Source organism: Embleya sp. NPDC020630, assembly GCF_044334985.1.
Taxonomy (GTDB): domain Bacteria; phylum Actinomycetota; class Actinomycetes; order Streptomycetales; family Streptomycetaceae; genus Embleya.
This window is the reverse complement of sequence record NZ_JBIRUB010000031.1, coordinates 16,083-33,814: the sequence shown is the minus strand read 5'-3', so window position 1 is coordinate 33,814 and position 17,732 is coordinate 16,083. Positions and strand designations below refer to the sequence as shown.

The following is a 17,732-nucleotide window of genomic DNA, read 5'->3' as shown; positions in this document are numbered from 1 at the left end:
TGCCCACCCTTGCCGTCCGAGACCGCCCCGAACCGACCGCCGACGGTGCGGACTGTCGGTCGTCGGTCAGTCGGCGTGCAACTTGCGTTAGGTGTGGGCGTGTTCGGCGTGTGGGTCGGGCCGGCTTCGGTGGGCCACACGATCCACGGCCGTTGCCCCCTCGTCGACGGTGTACCGGCGGCCGTTGGGGTCGGTGACCTCGCGCTCGGCGGCCAGGGCACCCCCGCGGTGGTCGAGCAGGCGGTTCAGGGCGGTGGCCGACCTGGTGGTGGATCGGCTCGGCGGCCACGCCGCCGTGGTGCTGCGGCTGGATTCGGCCGCATGCGCGAGGACCTGCGCGTCACCGACCGCCTCGACCGGAATCGGTGGAACACGCGCCTGTGCCACGGGGATCGGTCCGTGGTCCTGGACGGCGGGTGCGCGGTGTACTGGCGCAAGCCCACCCGGCCCGAGGCGCACCTCGAGGCCGACCAGCGGTGGCGGGCGCACGAGAACACCGCCGCGCTGCCGGGGCTCCCCGAGGCGACCCGGCTCAGGATGTGGGTGGACGATCAGACGGTGGTGGCGGCCGTGCGATCGAAACCGGCACAGCTCGCGGCCGCGGCCCGGCTCGGGTTCACCGTGCCGAACACGCTGCTGACGTCCGATCCGGACTCGGCCCGTGCGTTTGTCGCCGCGCACCGGGATCGGGTCGTGGTCAAGGCCCAGACCCAGCGGCACACCGCGTTCATCCCCACCACCCGCGGGCCGGCCCGGGAAAAGGCCGCGTTGGCCGAGTTCGCGCAACGCCTGCGGGCCGTCGCGGCAAGCGCGTTCGCCACGCCGGAGAGCCGGCACGCGGCCGGGTGGCGCCACGGCGACATCCACCCGGACAACATCCTCATCTCTGCCCGGCCGCGGGTCGACGCCGAACTGGAGGCGCTGATCGACACCGCCATGTCGCTCGAACCCGGCGAATGTATGGTCGCCGGGACGCTCGCCCGCCTCACCCCCGGCGACCGTGCGCTCGCCGGGCTTGAGCTCCCACGGCGGTCCGTTGCAGTGTCGGGGCAGGTGACACCAGGGCGAGGAGGACGACCTGCGAACCCGGTCGTCACTCACCCCCTCGGCTGCGCAAACGGCGGCAGGCAGGGCCCGGGCCTGTCGGTTGCCCCGTGGAGACCGTGCACCAACTGCGAGTGTCGATGCCGGACATCGAGCCGGTGTGTGGCGGTGGATCCACATCCGCTCGCACACCCCGCTGTCCGGGCTGCACGCCGTCATCCAGGTTGCCATGGGCTGGGACGACGCCCACCTGTACGAGTTGAGGTGCCGCTAACGAACGGCGATCCACCCGACACGTGGCTGACCGTGACGGCGAGAGCCGTTCCAGCAGACCTCTGCGGCGTCCTGACCCTGCACCACCACCCCCCCCGGCCGAACATATGCCGGGCCCGTTGCCGCACGAGTCGCCCGACCTGCGGTTCGCCCGTGCGGGTGGAGCCGACCTCCCGCGCCGGCAACGAGGGGTGGCGGGAGCGAACGATCGTGTCCCGCGTCTGGGTTCGTCGGAGGTTCGTGACGGTGCGTCGGGTGTCGAGCGGTGTGGTGGCCACGGCCACACCGAGGAGGAGATCCGCTACACCGCCCTCCGCACGATTCCGTACATGCGGTCGAAGGAGTGGACCGTAAAGCCGTAGGGGAAGCTCGGCGCGACCCCGCGGTCAACCCGACACGGGGGCAGGTCCCGTCGATGTCGGCCGGACCCCGTCGGTCGTCAGGGCTTTCGACACCTGGGGCAGTACGGCGACGAGGCGGTCGACGAGTTCCGGATTGCTGAGGTTGACCCGGCCGCCGGTGGCGAGGCCGAAACCGCTGCCGGGGACGATGTCCACGCCGTGCCCGGCCAGGAGTTCGGTGAGGTCGGGCGCGGCCGCGTCGGTGTCCAGGTAGGCCGCGAAGCAACGGCTGCCGGGAACCAGGCGCACGGGGGTGCCGGCCACCGCCTTCTCCAGCACGTCCAGGTTGCGGGCGACGTCCTGTCGGGTCCGGCGCTGGTACTCCCGGTCCGCCAGGGCCGCGCGGGCGGCGACCAGGGCGAGGGAGGTCACCTCGGCGGGGCTGATGGTGCGCGCCAGGTGGTCCGCGTGCTCCCGGGGGGTCACCAGGTAGCCGATGCGCAGGCCGGAGAGCCCGTAGAACTTGGAGAAGCTGCCGATGAACAGCACGTTGCGGTGGGTGTCGACCAGCGCGGCCGCGGACAGTTCCGGGTGGACGGCGTCCGCCTCGTCGATCACGAACAGCGTGTCCGGGCAGGCGGTCAGCAACTCCGCCACCTCGCCCGCCTCCCACAGACGACCGGTGACGGCACTGGGGTTGGCCAGGATGAGGAAGTCGACGGCCCGGTCGCGGACGAACGCGGCCACCTCCACCGGGGTGAACGCGTAGGGGAATCCGGGCGAGTGCAGGCGGCTGACGCTCCCGCGTGCCCGCTCCGCGTAGAAACGGAAGCCGGGCCAATCCGGGGACAGCAACCCGATGCGGGTATCGGGCCCGGCGAACACCTCGAAGGCGTAACGGATCCCGCCGGTGGCCCCGGAGGTCAGCAGGATCTGTTCGGCACGCACGCCGTGCCGCCGCGCCAGCGCCTCGCGCAGGGTGCGGTCCTGGGAATCCCAGTGGTCGATCACCAGGTCCGGTGAGGGATTCGCGATCGCCTCGAGGGCAAGTTCCGACGCGCGGTGGTTCTCGCAGCCCGCCAGGTTGCAGCGGGTGCCGGTCTCGGTGCCGATGTCGCGAAAGCGGGTCGGCATCCAGATGGCGGGAACGGAAAACGGCGTGATCATGGCGCCTCCTGCGGGTATGCGCTTCTCGGGAATGTTGTCCCCCGCCGATGATCGGGAATCCCGGGGTCGCATGTACCCCGGGCGCGCGGCGCCGTCGCCGGATCCGGGGTGGGGGTCTTCACCGTGTCCGACCCGACCCGGGAGTGGACACTCGGAGCTCTCCGTTCCGGAGGCACGTGCTTCCGCTTCCGGCTAACCACCTCGGATAACATGCCAAATCCGAGGCGGTTGCACTTTCACTCTCAGCGGCCCAGTCGCCGCCCCCGGCAAGCGGTGTGTCGTTTCCAACGGGCACCACCTCGCGGTCTGCGTGACCATCGTCGTATGGAAGGCGATCGGATTCGCGCCCTGTACTACGCGGTCACGTGGGTCGACCAGCACACTCTGATCTGGGCCGAGGATGTCTTCCCGGCCTCCTATGAGATCGGCGACTGGTCTCTGCTGCTGAGCAGCGAGCGGCGGCTCGTCGCCACGCCGTCCATGGCTTTGAGCACAGACGAGGCCAGGGAAGAACTCAGACCCGTTCTGGAGGCCTGGTCCGTCAGCCTTGAGCTCGAACATCGGATGGTCGTCGAGTTTTCCTATCTCGGCGCGGATGTCCAACGCACCGACAGTACGAACGAGCTCGTCGCGACGGACTTCGTGGAAACCACGGACGACGCATGCATCACCGTCGGGCGCGGCGAGCTTCCGACACCGAACTGGTCGCTCCGGGAGACCGACAAGATCAGTCTGGTGCGAACGAGGTGTCTGCGACCGATGCGAATGGGCACTCGGACGGTTCCCGACGCCGGCTACTGGTTGCTGACACACCTCAAGGAATGGGCCGGGGACGAGGCTGGCGTGAAGCAGAAACTTCGCCTGTCCTCACGCTATTTCGCTCGAGTCTGGAAGTGGTGCGCGAGAAGCGGGGAACGGAAGGTCTCTCCCCAAGCGATCGACTTGACCGAGGATCAGAAGGCATCCCTGGTCTTGGTCCTGGAGGAGCTCGTGCGTCGCCTGTATCTGGTCGAAAGCGGACTGCCCCCCGGAGTCGAGTTGAACTTGGCCGATTGGCCAGGGAAACACCCGTGAGAACTGGGCGGTACCCGTTCGTGGCCGCACAGCCGACGCGCAGGGTTCCTTGCCACCGCTCAGACGAGATCGGCTGAGCTGTTGTCGTTCCAGCCGTCCTCGATCTGCATGTAGCCGTGCAGCGAGCGGGAGTGGCGGGCCCAGCCGCCCTGGTCGGCGATGGCCACGGCGTCCTTGCCCTTGCGGCGGGCCATCGAGGCGTGGCCCACGCGCAGCGAGTGTCCGGTCCAGGCGACCGCGACCCCGGCCCGGGCGCTCACGCGCTTCACCGCGCGGGTGATCGAGTCCGACGTCATGCCGCCGGTGACGTGGCCCCACCGGTCGATGCCGACGAACGCCGGGGCGTCGGGCGCGGACCAGCGGGGCGCGGTGTCGGTGGCGAGGCGGGTCCGGTAGGTCTCCCAGGCCCGGACCGGGCAGACTTCCGGGTCGTGCTGGCGCAGGATCCGGGCGTCGCGCACGGAGTGCTTGGTCTTGCCGGTGAGGATCGACACGACCAGGCCGCGCGGGTGCAGGGCGACATCGCGGGCGAGGAGTCCGGCCGGGTCCTGGGCACGGGAAGCGTAGTGCAGCCCGGTGAGGATCAGCGCGCGGTCGCGGTGTCCGGTGAGGGTGTCGGGGCAGGCCCGGACCACGGTGTACAGATCCCCCGCGTTGACGCCCTTGGCCTGGCCGCGTCCGCGCCGCTCGCCCTCCTGCAGGAGCCGCACGGTCAGCCCGTCCAGGGCTCGGCGGGCCTCGGCCTGGTCGTCGCGGGCGACGTGGACGCCGCGCTCGCGGAGCCCGACGACGACCGCGGCGAGGATGGTCGAGGCGGAACTGGGCGCGTAGCCGGTGCCGTTCGTCCGGCCTTGGCGCAGCATCCACGCGACGAACGCGACGAGCGAGCCGCGGCCGCCCTCGTCGACGGGCAGGCCCTGCGCGGTGGTGAACCGCTCCCAGGTCCGCCACGCCTTGTCGTAGGTGTCGGTCGTGTTCTTCGGGACGATCGCCTCGGCCACCGCGTCGGCCAGGTCCTCCGCCTGGGCCAGGCGGTGGGCGACGTCGACGCCGTGCCGTTCGGCCCAGCGCGTCACCAGCTCGTCGCGGGCGCCGTCCGAGGCGCCTTCGAGGACGTGGGTCACGGGCGGTCTCCCTCGAGGTGGTGACGCGCCCGGTTTGTCGCGTCGGATAACGGGAGCTTATCCGACGCGATGCCAACAGGGTTGGCACGACTCGGCGGCAACGACCCGTCGGGTCCCGACGTCCCGGGCGCCTCGCCGTTCGACCACACCTTCTACGCGATCGCCTCCGACGGCGACATGGCGGACGACGTGTACATCAGCCACGCGGGGACCGATGTATGCGTGGCGACGGCACCCGGCGACGGACGCGGAGCCGGCTCCTTCGGCCTGATCCACGAGTACCTGCATACAAATGTGATGTCTTTTCGAGTGACTTCGACGGGCGTTGTCCACAGGCGCGTTCGCCCCTCGACCTGGGTGTTTCGACCGGGAAGGCCACGATCGCCTGTCCAGGATTGAACGCGCGGCGTGAGCGTCCGCCGCAGGTCGCGCCCCTGCGGCGTCCTCCGACCATGGACAGGGCGGGCCGGCTTTCAACGCCGGTGGGCGAATGTTCAACTCCACGGCGGACGCGTTCAACCCTGATCGGTGGTCCACAGAGGGTGCGGGATGCGGTGATCGCACGCGCGCGGCCGGCCTAGTCTGCTGTCGAGCTCATCGGGCCGCCGTCGGAAACGGCGACGGCCCCCGGTTGCCCCCGGGAGCCGCCATACCGCAAGTCCGTACGATCGAGGAGGCAGCGTTGCCGCCCACCATCACCGACGAACCGCCCCCATGCTGTCACGCCGACCCACCGCCGGTCAGCCGGCCGTCCCGAAGCAGGTGGCGCCGACGCGCGTACACCGCGCTCGCCACCCTGCTCCTGGCCGTGCTGATGGGCATCGGTGAGGAGGCCGGCCACCACCTGGTGACCGACACCGTCCCCACCGTCGCGAACATCGCGAAGTAGTCCCACCCGGGCCCGGCCGCGTTCCGACCAGGAATGCCGCCGGGCCCGGCCGCGCCGTCGCCGAAGTCGCGGCCACGAGTTGCGCTTCGCCGAGCGATCGGTGCTCCCCTGCCCGGGAGACGACTCCGGCCGCCGAAGGACCGGCCCACGGGCGGGACTCACCATCCTTCGGACAAGGTGGCGACGAGCGCCCTCGTGTCCCGATCGGACATGGCCCGCATCGCCTGCCGCAGGTTCACCCGGTAGTCGCCGCCGATGGACGCCGCCACCGCGAGTACCGCCAACTCGCCGGAGGACTGCGGCAGCCCGCGGTCGATGAGTTCGCCGACCGTGTTCCACTCGACCCAGGGCCTGCCGTCCTTCCAGGTCACCGCGGCGGCCAGGAGGCTGTCCGGGTCCAGCAGCTCGTCCAGCCAGAAGCCGCGCCGGTGGGCGGCCAGCAGACCCACGGCCGCGTGCACGGCCTCGTTGCCGACGCCCGTCAACAGGCGGCGGGCGGAAGCCGGCAGAGCCGCGTCGGTACCGGTGGTCATCGGGGCACTCCGCTCGATCGGGGAGGGGACACGGCCCGATGGCCTCGGGGGATGGGCCGTCGGGCACACGGCGCCGGCCACGGGGAACGGACCGGCCACACACGCACAACGACGCACACACACGCCGGTGACGCACACACGGCCGTGCGTGCGTGCCGTGCGCACGACCGTGTGCGTTTCGGAACCCGACCGGGCGTCCATGGGGAACCCGAACGACGAGTACAGCGCGGCCATCGCCTGGGCCAGAGGCCTCAACCGGCTCAAGGTCACCCATTGGTGGGTCCCCTCGGAGATGGTGCTCCCCGCATACATCGAGCAGACCATCCCAAACAGGTGATCCTCCTGCGTTTCGCCACCCGGTCCCGCGCGGGGCCGCGATCATGTCGGTGCCCACTCGTTCGTCAACAGGAGCACGACATGGCCACCACCGAGTACGTCAACGCGGACTACCCGATCCCGACCCACCGGTTCGTTCTCGACATCGACGGAGACGGCCGGACCGACGGCACCTTCGGCTCGGTTTCGGGGCTGGAACTCGGCGTCGAGACGATCGAGTACAAGGACGGCGTCGGCGGTTGGCACCAGATGCCCGGCCAGCGGTCAGTCCTGAACATCACCCTGCGCAGGGGCGTCATCCCGAAGGACAGCCCGCTGTTCGCCTGGCTCTACACGGTCAGCGAGAACAAGGTCGATAAGAAGGACTGCAGGATCTCCCTGACGGACGAGGCCGGTTCGAACAAGCTCGTCACCTGGAACATCACCAACGCGTTCCCGGTGAAGCTGACCGGGCACGACCTCGACGGCTCGACCGGCGAGGGGACGATCGAAGAGGTGGCTCTCATGGCCGACCGGCTCACCGTGGAGTTCCACTGACCGGAGGGACCGGGACGCCGTCCCGGTTCAGCAACTCCCTCAGCCGGAACCGGGGCCGGAGCCCTACTGGCAAGCCGCCCCCGAGCAACCTCCGCGCACCTCGTCCGACCCCCTTCGCCACCCCCGTTCCGCACCGCCCCCGTCACCCCCTTGATCGGCCCGGAACGCGGCCTGCGATCGGGCCGCCGAGCTGGGCGGGGACCGCGCCGGGCCTGTAGATCGGGCCGTAGGGGCGGACCTACACCCGGACCTACATCTCTCGTACGCGCGGGCGCGCGTAGGGCGGTCCGAATATTCCGAAAACCCTGCGTCGGCAACGAGGGGTGCCGTTGACGAACGGCGATCCACCCGACATGCGGCCGTGCGTAATGCTCCGGCCCTTGAGTCCGCCGACGGCTCGTGCTCGACCTTGTTCCCCGGGGCCGTCGCTCCCGGACGTCCCTCCGCCGTGACGGGCCGTGGGGCACGTCCGTTGAGCACACGGCACACCCGCACGGTCCGGAGAGCAGGGACACACCATGGCGACGTGGCACCACTTCATCGGGCTCCTCAACCAGGCGCTCGGCACCGAGAACGTCGAAGGAGGGCTGGGGCCGGGCGACAGGACGGCGGTGGCCGGCTTCGAGCAGACCCTCACGCTCAAGGACGGCACCAGCGTGAAGCGCCGTCAAAAGCTGCACTTCGAGTACGACGGCAAGGACACCGGCTGGATCGCCGTCACCTCCTTCATCGGCCCCGTCGACACCGAGGACCTCCCCTCCTTCCTCGAGTTCCTCGGCAACGACGCGTCCAGGCCCGCGGCCGTCATCGCCGACGGGGAACTGGCCCTGCGCCACCACTTCGACCTCGCCGGAACCAACGGCCAAAAGTCCACGGACGACGCCGACAAGGCAGTGCTCGCCAAAGCCTTCATCGCGGCCGTCGCCCTCGGCAGCTTCGCCGACGTCCTCGAAGGCTCCTACTTCGTGGACGACGTGAGCTAGCCCCGACCCTCGAAGGACCGGGGAAGCCGAACCCGGCCGCAGGACCACCACTCGACGGGCACGGCGATCGACACAACCCCGCAGCGAACACCGTCCGTCCCCGGCGCGCCGGGGGACGGTTGCACGGGCCCGAACCCCTCACCGTAGGTCACGCTCAACCACGTGTCGGTGGGCCGGCTCGCGCCTGCTCGGCGGCGCCGCGATCCGTACAGGCGACGACCCTTCTTTAGTCAAGACCCGGAACTTGACTAAAGAAGGGGCTCTTCGCGTCGCCCCTGGTGGGGCGGGGTCGGGGCCTCGCGCGCGTACGCGCGCGAGGGTGGTCTTACAAGTCTCACAACCCGGGTCGGAAGGGCAGGCTCGATCACGGCCGGTGTCCTGTGTCATCGAAGGTTGAGCGCGTGCCACCGAAGGGCGAGCGGCGACGCCGGGGTGGCGGGCTTGCATCCGGTACCCGGGTACAGGTTTACCGTCAAAGGACAGCCCCACTCGGGGCGTACTTCGACGGGAAGGGGCCCGGCCATGGCCTGGGTACCGCAGTCCTGCACGCTGCCCACCGAGGAGCAGCCGTTGCGCGTCGCCGAGTTCGACACGCTGTTCGTCGATGCCCTGGTGCGCGTGGAGCGGCCCGCGCGGGTGCGGGCCCGGCTGGTCCTGGACGCCGCCGCCGAACCGGCCGCGCGGGAGCTGGCCGCCCGTGAGACGAGCTGCTGCTCGTTCTTCACGTTCACCTTCGAGCACGACGAGACCGGCCGCCTGTTGATGGACGTCGCCGTCCTTGAGGCGCACGTCCCGGTCCTGGACGCACTCGTCGCCCGCGCGGCCGGGGCACGAACATGACCGGCGCGTCGGGCGGTCTGCGGTCGGGTGAACTCGCAGATGCCGCAGGGGTCAACCAGCAGACGCTGCGCTACTACGAGCGCCGCGGGCTGCTCGCCGAACCCGACCGCACCCTCGGCGGCCACCGCGTCTACCCGCCCGAGTCGGTCGCGCTGCTGCGCGTGATCAAGGCCGCGCAACGGCTCGGGTTCGCCCTGGACGAGGTCGCCGAACTGCTGGAAGCCGGCACCCACCACCATGGCGCCGGCCGTCGCGCCAAGGCCGGGCTCCAGGACCTCGCCGCCATGAAGCTCGTCGAGATCGACGCGCGGATCGCCGACCTGCACACCATCCGCGCCGCGCTGGTCGACGCCGTGGACGCCGGCTGCGACGACCTCGCGGTGTGCGCGACCAGCCCGTGCTGCCCGCTTCCGTTCGCCGACCTCGCCCAGGAGGACCGCCATGCCGGACCCTGCTGCTGACCCCGCCGGCAAAGCCGCCGACGAGCGGCCCGGGCACCGCGCCGCCGGTCGACTCGCCTGGCTGGCCGGAGCCGCGTGCGTGGTGTGCTGCGCGCTGCCCGCGTCGGTCGCCGCCGGGCTGCTCGGCGGTGGCGCGCTTGCCGTTGCCGCGTGGCTGCCCACCGTCGCCGTCGTCCCGGCCGTCGCGGCCGTCGGGCTGATCGGCCGGTCGTGGTGGCACCGTCGCAGGGCCGCCGAACACGCGCAGGGCTGCACCGGATCGGCGTGCGGCTGCAACGATCCCGTCCTCCTCGGCCTCGCAGTACTCGCCATCCGAGGCCGCGTCAAACGCTGAAACCACTGACAGTGGATCCGGATCAGTGCGGGTGCCATGGGTTGTCCCGTCGGGTGGGTGGTAGGTCGTCGGGTTCAAACAGGCAGAGGCCGTACTGGACGTCGGCGGACAGGCCGAGCATGGTTTCGCCGTTGTCGTCCGTGTCGGTCTCGGGGGTGTGGTCGACGAGCAGGCCGGCGGTGATCGGGCTCGCCTTCGTGTAGTCGTCACCGAGGAACCCGTGGGCGTCTGTCTCGGACGACCCACTCGGCGTTGCGATGGCGGACCACCGCTACCTGACGGAGTCGTTCGACTCGGTGTGGTTGTTCGGCTCGATGCCGCGGATCCCGCGGAGCCAGTGGGCGAGGCCGTAGAGACCGGCTCCGAGGATCGCGCACGGGTGCCACGCCTCCACCAGCAGGGCGTGCAGGCCGTCGGTCGCGTCGATGTAGAGGGCGAGGGCGCCCACGGCCAGGGTGATGACGGCGTTCGTGCGGTTCGCCGTGCCGAGCACCCAGTCCACGGGCCGCCACAGCGGCCCGGCCAGGTCGCGCAGCCGCATCGTGACCGCCGCAACGAGGAACCCCCGGGCGAGCCGCCGCTGCGCCTTCGGGGTCGGCACCATCCCGTTCTCGGGGTCTCCCGCCAGGTCGGCGAGCCATGCCTCGCGAATTTCGCGGCGAGAGCCGGCCAGCATGGCGGCGAACGACGTTGTGCCGCGGGCCGAGCGGGATCGCCGGTCCAGGAACCAGGCCCGGAACTCCTCGACCCGACGCTCCAGGCGCTCGGACTCGGCCTCCTCCACCTGGTTCCATACCGCAAACACGAACATCCCCACCCCTGTCACCCAATTGAACTCCGTCGGCGTCAGGGGGATCCGACCGTACATGATCGCCATCGCGCATATCCCGAGCACGGCGAGGGTCGTGACGCCGACAGCGCAGCGGAGGGCCACGAGGATCCGGTTCATGACACTCCTCCGGTCAGTGCCCGGCGCAGGCCGAAGCGGCGGGCGCGGCGGGCGGTGAGAGCGGCTCGTGCTTGGGCGCGGCCGGTGCCGGTGAGTTCCCAGTAGCGGCGGGCGGGGCGGCCGGGGTGTGGACCGGTCTCGTCGCGGCAGGTCGCCCAGCCGATGGTCTGGAGGCGGTCGAGGATCGGGTAGACCGTGCCGGAACCGAGGTCCGCCTCCGCGCAGATGAACAGCCCCCAGGCGGGGGCCTCTGCGGTGGCGGCCAGCAGCACCTCCAGCACGGCGATGGTGGGCTTCGTGAGTCGTGGAGTCGTCATGCCTCCAGTGCAGCACCACAGCGAGCATATGTCGAGAACGAGATTCGCCTTCGTCGATCGAGCGGAGACGCCACCCGGCCCTCGACAGGCTGCCACCCGACCGGTTCACGACCGGACGCACCGAGAAGGCGACGCGAATCGTCCTCGACTCCGTCGTGTTCCGCTCCAGCGGCCAGAACCTCACCACCGCAGGCACCCACATCGAGATGACGTCCCGCTTCCTCGAACCCGTCCTCCTCGACCTCCTCGCACTCGCCATCCGAGGCCGCGTCAAACGCTGAAACCACTGACATTCGGTCGTGGCGAGAACCACTGACGCTTTCGTGTCCGACAACAGTGGTCGTGTCGTCCGCCATGAAAATGTCTGTGGGCTTTGCCAGTCGGTGTCAGCCGTTCCGCCATGAGGTTTGTCAGCGGGGTGCCGTGGCCAGCGGCTGCGGTCGGTGGGCGGTAGCTCGCGGGGTCGAACAGGTCGAGGCTGTAGAAGGCGGCCAGTCGGTCGTTTTCCGCAACCGGCGGCTCACTCCGGGTCGTCCTCGACGGCATGACGTCGCCCCTGGCACCTTCGCCCACACCCCCACCGTGGCCGCACTGCGCCGAGGGAGCCACCCCGGGCGACCCGGTCGGCTGCCGAGGTATCCACGTCACCGGGCACACACGATGCCTCGCCCACCTCAACCCCGCCGACCGGGCCACATACCTCGCGACCGTGACTCCCGGCTCCGACGTCGACCACCGCGGTACCACCTTCGACGAACCCCTGCTGATCGAACTTCTCGCCGCGCTCCGCGACCCGACCACCTACCGGCCGCACCTCGGCAACGCCCGGTTCGACCACGCGACGTTCTCCGCCCACGCCCGCTTCGACAGGGCGACGTTCTCCGCCGACGCCCGGTTCGACCGCGCGACGTTCTCCGCCCACGCCGGGTTCGGCGGCGCGACGTTCTCCGCCAACGTCCGGTTCGACCACGCGACGTTCTCCGCCCACGCCCGGTTCGACAGGGCGACGTTCTCCGCCCACGCCCGGTTCGACAGGGCGACGTTCTCCGCCCACGCCCGGTTCGACAGGGCGACGTTCTCCGCCCACGCCGGGTTCGGCAGCGCGACGTTCTCCACCAACGCCCGGTTCGAGCACGCGACGTTCTCCGCCAACGCCGGGTTCGGCGGCGCGACATTCTCCGCCCACGCCCGGTTCGATAAAGCGACCTTCTCCGCCGAGGCCGGGTTCGACGGCGCGATATTCGCCGCCGACGCTCGATTCGACAGCGCGGCGTTTTCCGCCCATGCCCGGTTCAACTACGCGACGTTCTTCACCCACGCCTGGTTCGACCACGCGACGTTCTCCGCCGACGCCCGGTTCGACCACGTGACGTTCTCCGCCCACGCCCGGTTCGAACACGCGACGTTCTCCACCAACGCCGGGTTCGGCTATGTGGTGGTGGGCGGCGATGCCGGTTTCCGGGGTGTCCGGTTCGAGTCTGCGTCGGTGTTGGGGCCGTTGTGGTGTTGGGGGGTGTTGGATCTTTCGGGAGCCGTGTTCGCCGCCCCGGTGGTGATCGAGGCCGCGGCCGCGAGGATGTGGTGTGTGCGGACGCGGTGGGAGGCAACCGCGACGTTGCGCCTGTGGCACGCCACTCTCGACATGAACGGCGCGGTCCTCAACTTCCCCTTGGCCGTCGTCTCGGCCGCCGGCGAGACCGACCCGGTGCAGGTGGAGACCATCGGCGGTGTCGACGCCGCGCACCTGGTCCTGACCGACACCGACCTCACCACCTGCCGATTCCTCGGCGCGTTCCACCTCGACCAACTCCGTCTGGAGGGCGACACCCGCTTCGCCCGCACACCCACCGGAACCGACCCACTCCGCGGAGTACCCCTACGCTGGACCGGCCGCCTGGTCCTTGCCGAGGAACACCACTGGCGCGCCCTGCCCTTGCCCGGCCGCCGCCCGCGACAACGCGCCGGCTGGACACCCGCTCCACCGCACCCCACCGGCTCCGCGCCCACCATCCCGGGGCCGGCCGCGCTCGCCGCGCTGTACCGCCAACTCCGCAAAACCTTCGAGGACGGCAAGGACGAACCCGGCGCCGCCGACTTCTACATGGGCGAAATGGAAATGCGCCGCCTCGATCGCCGCCCCGGCCGCTCCCGCGCCGAACGAGGACTCCTCACCGCCTATTGGGCCCTGTCCGGCTACGGCCTGCGCGCCTCCCGCGCTCTCGCCTGGCTCGGCCTCGCCATGACCACCACCGTTCTCGCCATGATGCTGTGGGGTCTGCCCACCAGCGACCCGAAACCGAAGGTGACAGGCACGCTCCCCGCCGCGGGACAAGCGGTGGACCTGACCGTCGATACCGGCGACCCCACCCTCACCGGCACCACCCACGACCACTTGACCGGCATACGCGCCGAGAAGGCCACCCGCGTCGTCCTCAACTCCGTCGTCTTCCGCTCCAGCGGCCAAAACCTCACCACCGCAGGCACCTACATCGAGATGACGTCCCGCTTCCTCGAACCCGTCCTCCTCGGCCTCGCAGCCCTCGCCATCCGAGGCCGCGTCAAACGCTGAAACCACTGACATCTGGTCATGGCGGAAGGCACTGACAAGTTCATGTCCGACAACAGGGGCCGGTGGTAGGGCCGTGGTGGCGTGTCGCGGGTCAGGGTGCGCGGCGGTCGGGACGATTGGAGGATGGCGGTGAGAGGTGATCGCCATGGGCGGAAAGAGCAGCGGGCACGAGGGCGGCAACCGGACGCCGATGACGCCGGCCGCCGCGTCACGAATCCAGTCCAGGGCTGCGCGGGCCCCGGATAGCAGGACGGCCAAGACCGACTGGGCACCGAGGGCCCAGTCGGCGGCGGCCCGGTCGACCGGGCCGGACGCATCGGGGTCCGCTCGGAGGTGACCACAGCCGTGCCGTGGGCGGGGTACGTGTCCGGGGTGCTGGGCGAGAACCGCTGGCTTCCTCCACACCGTTCGGACACGACGGGCCGCCGACGACAACGTGGCGCGAGAAAGACAGCCATGAAGAAACAGCCAGAGGACAAGCGGCGCGCGGACTACAAGGCGCGGACCGGCCGGGACGACTACGACGAGTTCATGAAACTGGGTGTACTCGCCCGGATGCGGTTTCTGCGGAACCCGCCCGTCGAAGGAGCGTGCGACCTTCACATCGAACAGAACCTGGCCCGCGCCGGGGGTCTGGGAACCACCAAAGGCCTTCGCTGGCATTGGTGGTTGACCGCTCCGGACGGTCGGATCGTGCACTCCGACTACCAACCCACCATGAAGATGTGCGACCGGGTCGGCCGTAGTTGGGCGGCCAGACACGGGATAGCGGTCAAGTGACTCTCTCCTCGTGGTGGTGCGGTGGGTCGGTGCGCGCCGGCGCGATGGTGCGCCGCAGGTCGGGCCGGTGACCGGCCGACCGCACCGACCGGGTGGGCCGGTGGGTGACCCCGGTCGGTGCGGTGGTGACCACACGGTGCGGTCGGTCGGTGCGGTCACCGGGCGCGGTGGGGTGCGCGATGATCCGGGGGTACGCACCGATGCGGTCGAGGGGTTGGGGTCGATGGTCGACGACGCGGAACGACGGCGACTCGGACGGGGACCCGCCGCGCCGCCGAACGGCGATCCGATCGACCGCAGGGACCGCCGGCGTCCCGGCCCGTTCGAGCACCTGGCGGGCATCCGGCCGGCCGAGTCGGCTCCGGCGGAGCCCGAGCCGACGAATCGCCGGCGTCTGGGGCGCGGCAACGGCAAGCGGAACTGAACGAGTCAACGCCGCGCAGCAAGTTGTCCCGAGAGCAATGCTCTCGGGGAGCCCGGCGTCGGCCGAGCAAGTTATGCCCAAAGCAATGCACCCGAGCCGACGGCCAGGGTGCATTGCTTTGGGCAGGCTCGCCCCGGGGGTGGCGGGCTCGTCCGCGTCCTCGGACCGCCCGGCGTTCCGCCGCCCGCCGCAGCCTCCTTCGGACACCCTCGCCCGCCTTGCGTGGCGTGGAGTTTCCGAAGGGACAGCTTGCTGTGCGAGCCGTCGCCGGACCTTCGGCGAGCGTTCGTCGAGGACTCGGCGAGGCCTCGCCGACTTTCCCCGAGGGCGTCGAATTTGCCGCCTGTCCGGTGTTCTTGTCGGCGTTCTCGGGCACCTCCACCGGCCCCGGCAACGCCGGCTCCCTGTGCGCCGAACGCGCGGTCCCGGCCTCGGACGTCCGTCGCGTGGTCGGTTTCTTCTCCGGCTCCGGGCCCGGGGCCGGGTCGGGCATCGGTGGCGGGTCCTCGACCGGTGCCGGGGCGACCTCGGCCGCCGGCGCCGGGTCCGGCTCGTCGACGACGGGGGGCGGGACGGGCGGGGTCTCGGGCGGGTCGGTGTCGGGCGGGACCAGGCGGGCGAGCGCCCGCAGGCCGGCCAGCGCGCGCACTGCGGCGGCGGCCGCGATCGCCTAGCGGTGCGCGACGCGCAGCTGCTCGCCGGTCAGGCCCAGGCCGGCGCCGTCGCGCAGGCCTGCCCGCACGTCGTCGAGCGCGACCGCCAGCTCGTCGCGCAGCTGCTGCTCGCCCGGCGCGTGCCGCTGCCGGTACGCGGCCTGTTTGCACGCGGGGCTGCAGTGCCGGCGGGGTCTGCCCCGCCGGGTTTTGCCGCCGAGGGTCTTGCCGCACACCTCGCACCGCCACGCGCCCGCCTCGGCGGCCGCGCGCTCCGGAGTCCCCGCGCCGATTTTCGTCACAGAACCGATTGTTACCCGATCGGGGTGGGGCGGGGGCGGGGTTCACCCGATCGGGCCCGTCCATGGGGAGCTTTCAAGAATCCGGCCCCGTGTGAGGCCGCCGCGCGTGCCGACTGGGGATGGCCTGCACGATGCGGGCCGCGATCGCGGTGCACCCGGAGGCGTGCCGTCACATCAGCTGGGCTCGCCGAAGCACAGGCACCACAGCACGAAGACGCCGGCCAGGATCAGGGCGTATTTCACCGCCTGCCGAACGTCGGGCATGAGAATGCCCAGCACGATGAAGGCGACGAGGAACGCGCCGGCGAAGACCCCGAGGCCCACGAGGATGCGTTTCGGCGTCATCTGCCGAGCGTTGCGGGCGAAGTTGGTGCCTGCGGCAACGATCATCCAGAGGATGAACCCGCCGACGAGCACGCCCAGCACGGTCGTGCCGATGATCACCTGACTGCGACTGGCGGTCTCCATCGCTTCCGTTGGCATCTTCGCCCCCCGACGGTCTTGCCTCCTGCGGCAGGAGCAAAGTGTCCCGGTTGCACGGTTCGGCCACAGGGGCTTTCCGAAGCCGTGACCTGCCTGCCCGGTGGCCGGGAGCAGCCGCGTGCCCAACCGATCCGCCTGCACGGAGGTGGCACGAAGGGTGCGCGCAAGGTGCACGGGTAGAGCTGGCACTTCCGGCCGCGCGCCCGACCCGCGTCATCCATTCGCGTGATGTCGCGATGTCGGTCCGACGGGCCGCAATCCTCCTTGCGGGCGAATGACGCCTCGCGGGACGACGATCGTTTCGGTCGGTGCGGGCAACGTCCGGACAAGGCGCCTCGCCGTTCGACCACACCGTCTACGCGATCCCCTCCGACGGCGACATGGCCGGGCGTCTTCTTCGATCGGCAGCGCGGACATCACCGAGTGGGTGCGTGGCGCCCGGAAGCTGACCGCCGGCAGCGCGGAGCCGTTCCCCGTCGCGCTGGCCGCAGGTCAGGTGGCGCCCCGCCACCTGACCTGCGGCTTAGAGCGAAGTCGATGCGACCATCCACCTATCGCCGATGTGCTCCACATCACGTTGATCGAGTGCGGGCAAACCTGCCCATCCTCACCGATGAGGTACATCCCCACGGAGCGCCACATCCTCAACTGCCGTTCCATGTAGCGGTTTTCGCACCCCCAGGACGTCACTTCGATGACATGGTCCGGCCGTCGTCGCCCGAACGCTCTCGTCTGTCGGATCGGGCCGTTCGCGCGAGAGGGCTGTGGCCATCACCGCAGGTCACGACCTCCGAGACGGAACATCCCCAAGCGCAGGACTCCGGGCGGGGGGAGGGTGAGCCGGTGCCGTGTCAAGAGAGTTGACAGGACATGGGGCGGCCCTGCCGGGGGTCGGGAACACATTTACCGTCGCGCTGCCGGCCTAGGCTGCTGTGAAGCTCATCGGGCTGACGCCGAAAAACGGCGACGGCCCCCGGTGCCAGCCGGGAGCCGCCATATCGCAGATCCGTCCGATCAAGGAGGCACAGCCTTGCCACCCACCACCGACGAACCTCCCCCATGCTGTCACGCCGATGGCAGCACGGTCAGCCGGGCAGCCCGAAGCAAATGGCGTCGCCGCGCGTACACCGCGCTCGCCACCCTGCTCCTGGCCGTGCTGATGGGCATCGGTGAGGAGGCCGGCCACCACCTGGTGACCGACACCGTCCCCACCGTCGCGAACATCGCGAAGTAATTCCACCCGGGCCCGGCCACTTCCGACCAGGAATTCCGCCGGGCCCGGCCGCGCCGCCGCCGAGGTCGCGGCCACGAGTTGCGCT

At 70.6% G+C, this 17,732-nt stretch carries 21 protein-coding genes; 13 read left to right on the top strand and 8 right to left on the bottom strand.

What is annotated here, in order from left to right:
* Positions 1–87: 87 nt before the first annotated feature.
* Positions 88–387, bottom strand: coding sequence for a hypothetical protein (locus ACH4XV_RS44550; protein ID WP_395799658.1), 300 nt, complete (start codon positions 385–387; stop codon positions 88–90).
* A gap of 817 nt (positions 388–1,204) precedes the next feature.
* Between ACH4XV_RS44550 and ACH4XV_RS44545 the strand changes: the two genes are divergently transcribed.
* Positions 1,205–1,318: a hypothetical protein gene (locus ACH4XV_RS44545; RefSeq protein ID WP_395799656.1), complete on the top strand. Its 114-nt coding sequence runs from the start codon at positions 1,205–1,207 to the stop codon at positions 1,316–1,318.
* A 385-nt stretch (positions 1,319–1,703) separates the two neighbouring features.
* On the opposite strand, the gene ACH4XV_RS44540 is transcribed toward ACH4XV_RS44545, so the two are convergent.
* Positions 1,704–2,825: an aminotransferase class I/II-fold pyridoxal phosphate-dependent enzyme gene (locus ACH4XV_RS44540; protein WP_395799654.1), complete on the bottom strand. Its 1,122-nt coding sequence runs from the start codon at positions 2,823–2,825 to the stop codon at positions 1,704–1,706.
* Positions 2,826–3,149: 324 nt separating this feature from the next.
* On the opposite strand from ACH4XV_RS44540, the gene ACH4XV_RS44535 reads away from it, so the two are divergent.
* Positions 3,150–3,899, top strand: a complete 750-nt coding sequence (locus tag ACH4XV_RS44535) for a hypothetical protein (protein ID WP_395799652.1) — start codon at positions 3,150–3,152, stop codon at positions 3,897–3,899.
* A gap of 59 nt (positions 3,900–3,958) precedes the next feature.
* On the opposite strand, the gene ACH4XV_RS44530 is transcribed toward ACH4XV_RS44535, so the two are convergent.
* On the bottom strand, positions 3,959–5,023 hold the full coding sequence (locus ACH4XV_RS44530) for an integrase (protein WP_395799650.1): 1,065 nt from the start codon (positions 5,021–5,023) through the stop codon (positions 3,959–3,961).
* 682 nt (positions 5,024–5,705) lie between these two features.
* On the opposite strand from ACH4XV_RS44530, the gene ACH4XV_RS44525 reads away from it, so the two are divergent.
* Positions 5,706–5,912, top strand: a complete 207-nt coding sequence (locus tag ACH4XV_RS44525) for a hypothetical protein (protein ID WP_395799648.1) — start codon at positions 5,706–5,708, stop codon at positions 5,910–5,912.
* Between the two features lie 158 nt (positions 5,913–6,070).
* Here the strand turns inward: ACH4XV_RS44525 and ACH4XV_RS44520 are convergent, their stop codons facing one another.
* Complete coding sequence (locus tag ACH4XV_RS44520) at positions 6,071–6,445, bottom strand: hypothetical protein (RefSeq protein WP_395799646.1); 375 nt, start codon at positions 6,443–6,445, stop codon at positions 6,071–6,073.
* Between the two features lie 199 nt (positions 6,446–6,644).
* Here ACH4XV_RS44520 and ACH4XV_RS44515 point away from each other — a divergent pair, with 199 nt between their 5' ends.
* The 6 genes from ACH4XV_RS44515 to ACH4XV_RS44490 all read left to right on the top strand — a co-directional run bounded on the left by ACH4XV_RS44515 (position 6,645) and on the right by ACH4XV_RS44490 (position 9,936).
* On the top strand, positions 6,645–6,782 hold the full coding sequence (locus ACH4XV_RS44515; protein WP_395799644.1) for a hypothetical protein: 138 nt from the start codon (positions 6,645–6,647) through the stop codon (positions 6,780–6,782).
* 80 nt (positions 6,783–6,862) lie between these two features.
* The gene (locus tag ACH4XV_RS44510) at positions 6,863–7,318 is read left to right on the top strand and encodes a phage tail protein (protein ID WP_395799642.1); all 456 of its coding nucleotides are present in this window, start codon (positions 6,863–6,865) and stop codon (positions 7,316–7,318) included.
* A 518-nt stretch (positions 7,319–7,836) separates the two neighbouring features.
* Positions 7,837–8,301 (top strand): hypothetical protein, encoded by a 465-nt coding sequence (locus tag ACH4XV_RS44505; protein WP_395799640.1) that lies wholly within the window; start codon positions 7,837–7,839, stop codon positions 8,299–8,301.
* 522 nt (positions 8,302–8,823) lie between these two features.
* Positions 8,824–9,141 carry a hypothetical protein gene (locus tag ACH4XV_RS44500; protein ID WP_395799638.1) on the top strand — a complete coding sequence of 106 codons (318 nt, stop codon included), beginning with the start codon at positions 8,824–8,826 and terminating at the stop codon, positions 9,139–9,141.
* Positions 9,138–9,602, top strand: a complete 465-nt coding sequence (locus tag ACH4XV_RS44495; RefSeq protein WP_395799636.1) for a MerR family transcriptional regulator — start codon at positions 9,138–9,140, stop codon at positions 9,600–9,602. The genes ACH4XV_RS44500 and ACH4XV_RS44495 overlap by 4 nt, the downstream gene beginning before the upstream one ends.
* Positions 9,583–9,936 (top strand): hypothetical protein, encoded by a 354-nt coding sequence (locus tag ACH4XV_RS44490; protein WP_395799634.1) that lies wholly within the window; start codon positions 9,583–9,585, stop codon positions 9,934–9,936. Before ACH4XV_RS44495 ends, ACH4XV_RS44490 begins: the two co-directional genes overlap by 20 nt.
* Positions 9,937–10,207: 271 nt before the next feature.
* On the opposite strand, the gene ACH4XV_RS44485 is transcribed toward ACH4XV_RS44490, so the two are convergent.
* Both ACH4XV_RS44485 and ACH4XV_RS44480 read right to left on the bottom strand, forming a co-directional pair.
* Positions 10,208–10,885: a hypothetical protein gene (locus ACH4XV_RS44485; RefSeq protein WP_395799632.1), complete on the bottom strand. Its 678-nt coding sequence runs from the start codon at positions 10,883–10,885 to the stop codon at positions 10,208–10,210.
* Positions 10,882–11,202, bottom strand: coding sequence for a PadR family transcriptional regulator (locus ACH4XV_RS44480; protein ID WP_395799630.1), 321 nt, complete (start codon positions 11,200–11,202; stop codon positions 10,882–10,884). Before ACH4XV_RS44480 ends, ACH4XV_RS44485 begins: the two co-directional genes overlap by 4 nt.
* Before the next feature lie 155 nt (positions 11,203–11,357).
* Here ACH4XV_RS44480 and ACH4XV_RS44475 point away from each other — a divergent pair, with 155 nt between their 5' ends.
* The 3 genes from ACH4XV_RS44475 to ACH4XV_RS44465 all read left to right on the top strand — a co-directional run bounded on the left by ACH4XV_RS44475 (position 11,358) and on the right by ACH4XV_RS44465 (position 14,551).
* Positions 11,358–11,483 (top strand): hypothetical protein, encoded by a 126-nt coding sequence (locus ACH4XV_RS44475; RefSeq protein WP_395799629.1) that lies wholly within the window; start codon positions 11,358–11,360, stop codon positions 11,481–11,483.
* Between the two features lie 263 nt (positions 11,484–11,746).
* A complete protein-coding gene (locus tag ACH4XV_RS44470) occupies positions 11,747–13,771 on the top strand; it encodes a pentapeptide repeat-containing protein (protein WP_395799627.1) in 2,025 nt (674 codons plus the stop codon).
* 456 nt (positions 13,772–14,227) lie between these two features.
* Positions 14,228–14,551: a hypothetical protein gene (locus ACH4XV_RS44465; protein ID WP_395799625.1), complete on the top strand. Its 324-nt coding sequence runs from the start codon at positions 14,228–14,230 to the stop codon at positions 14,549–14,551.
* A 1,094-nt stretch (positions 14,552–15,645) separates the two neighbouring features.
* Here ACH4XV_RS44465 and ACH4XV_RS44460 read toward each other — a convergent pair.
* Both ACH4XV_RS44460 and ACH4XV_RS44455 read right to left on the bottom strand, forming a co-directional pair.
* On the bottom strand, positions 15,646–15,930 hold the full coding sequence (locus ACH4XV_RS44460) for a hypothetical protein (RefSeq protein ID WP_395799623.1): 285 nt from the start codon (positions 15,928–15,930) through the stop codon (positions 15,646–15,648).
* Between the two features lie 174 nt (positions 15,931–16,104).
* Complete coding sequence (locus ACH4XV_RS44455) at positions 16,105–16,398, bottom strand: hypothetical protein (RefSeq protein WP_395799621.1); 294 nt, start codon at positions 16,396–16,398, stop codon at positions 16,105–16,107.
* A gap of 1,045 nt (positions 16,399–17,443) precedes the next feature.
* On the opposite strand from ACH4XV_RS44455, the gene ACH4XV_RS44450 reads away from it, so the two are divergent.
* Entirely contained in the window at positions 17,444–17,647 is a 204-nt protein-coding gene (locus tag ACH4XV_RS44450) for a hypothetical protein (protein ID WP_395799619.1), read from the top strand.
* Positions 17,648–17,732 lie beyond the last annotated feature (85 nt).

What these genes read in the sequence shown, in the direction of transcription:
- ACH4XV_RS44485 (WP_395799632.1), bottom strand. Translation starts at nt 10,885, where the DNA reads ATGAACCGGATCCTCGTGGCCCTCCGCTGCGCTGTCGGCGTCACGACC.
- ACH4XV_RS44505 (WP_395799640.1), top strand. Translation starts at nt 7,837, where the DNA reads ATGGCGACGTGGCACCACTTCATCGGGCTCCTCAACCAGGCGCTCGGC.
- ACH4XV_RS44495 (WP_395799636.1), top strand. Translation starts at nt 9,138, where the DNA reads ATGACCGGCGCGTCGGGCGGTCTGCGGTCGGGTGAACTCGCAGATGCC.
- ACH4XV_RS44480 (WP_395799630.1), bottom strand. Translation starts at nt 11,202, where the DNA reads ATGACGACTCCACGACTCACGAAGCCCACCATCGCCGTGCTGGAGGTG.
- ACH4XV_RS44490 (WP_395799634.1), top strand. Translation starts at nt 9,583, where the DNA reads ATGCCGGACCCTGCTGCTGACCCCGCCGGCAAAGCCGCCGACGAGCGG.
- ACH4XV_RS44515 (WP_395799644.1), top strand. Translation starts at nt 6,645, where the DNA reads ATGGGGAACCCGAACGACGAGTACAGCGCGGCCATCGCCTGGGCCAGA.
- ACH4XV_RS44540 (WP_395799654.1), bottom strand. Translation starts at nt 2,825, where the DNA reads ATGATCACGCCGTTTTCCGTTCCCGCCATCTGGATGCCGACCCGCTTT.
- ACH4XV_RS44535 (WP_395799652.1), top strand. Translation starts at nt 3,150, where the DNA reads ATGGAAGGCGATCGGATTCGCGCCCTGTACTACGCGGTCACGTGGGTC.
- ACH4XV_RS44470 (WP_395799627.1), top strand. Translation starts at nt 11,747, where the DNA reads ATGACGTCGCCCCTGGCACCTTCGCCCACACCCCCACCGTGGCCGCAC.
- ACH4XV_RS44520 (WP_395799646.1), bottom strand. Translation starts at nt 6,445, where the DNA reads ATGACCACCGGTACCGACGCGGCTCTGCCGGCTTCCGCCCGCCGCCTG.
- ACH4XV_RS44510 (WP_395799642.1), top strand. Translation starts at nt 6,863, where the DNA reads ATGGCCACCACCGAGTACGTCAACGCGGACTACCCGATCCCGACCCAC.
- ACH4XV_RS44455 (WP_395799621.1), bottom strand. Translation starts at nt 16,398, where the DNA reads ATGGAGACCGCCAGTCGCAGTCAGGTGATCATCGGCACGACCGTGCTG.
- ACH4XV_RS44465 (WP_395799625.1), top strand. Translation starts at nt 14,228, where the DNA reads ATGAAGAAACAGCCAGAGGACAAGCGGCGCGCGGACTACAAGGCGCGG.
- ACH4XV_RS44500 (WP_395799638.1), top strand. Translation starts at nt 8,824, where the DNA reads ATGGCCTGGGTACCGCAGTCCTGCACGCTGCCCACCGAGGAGCAGCCG.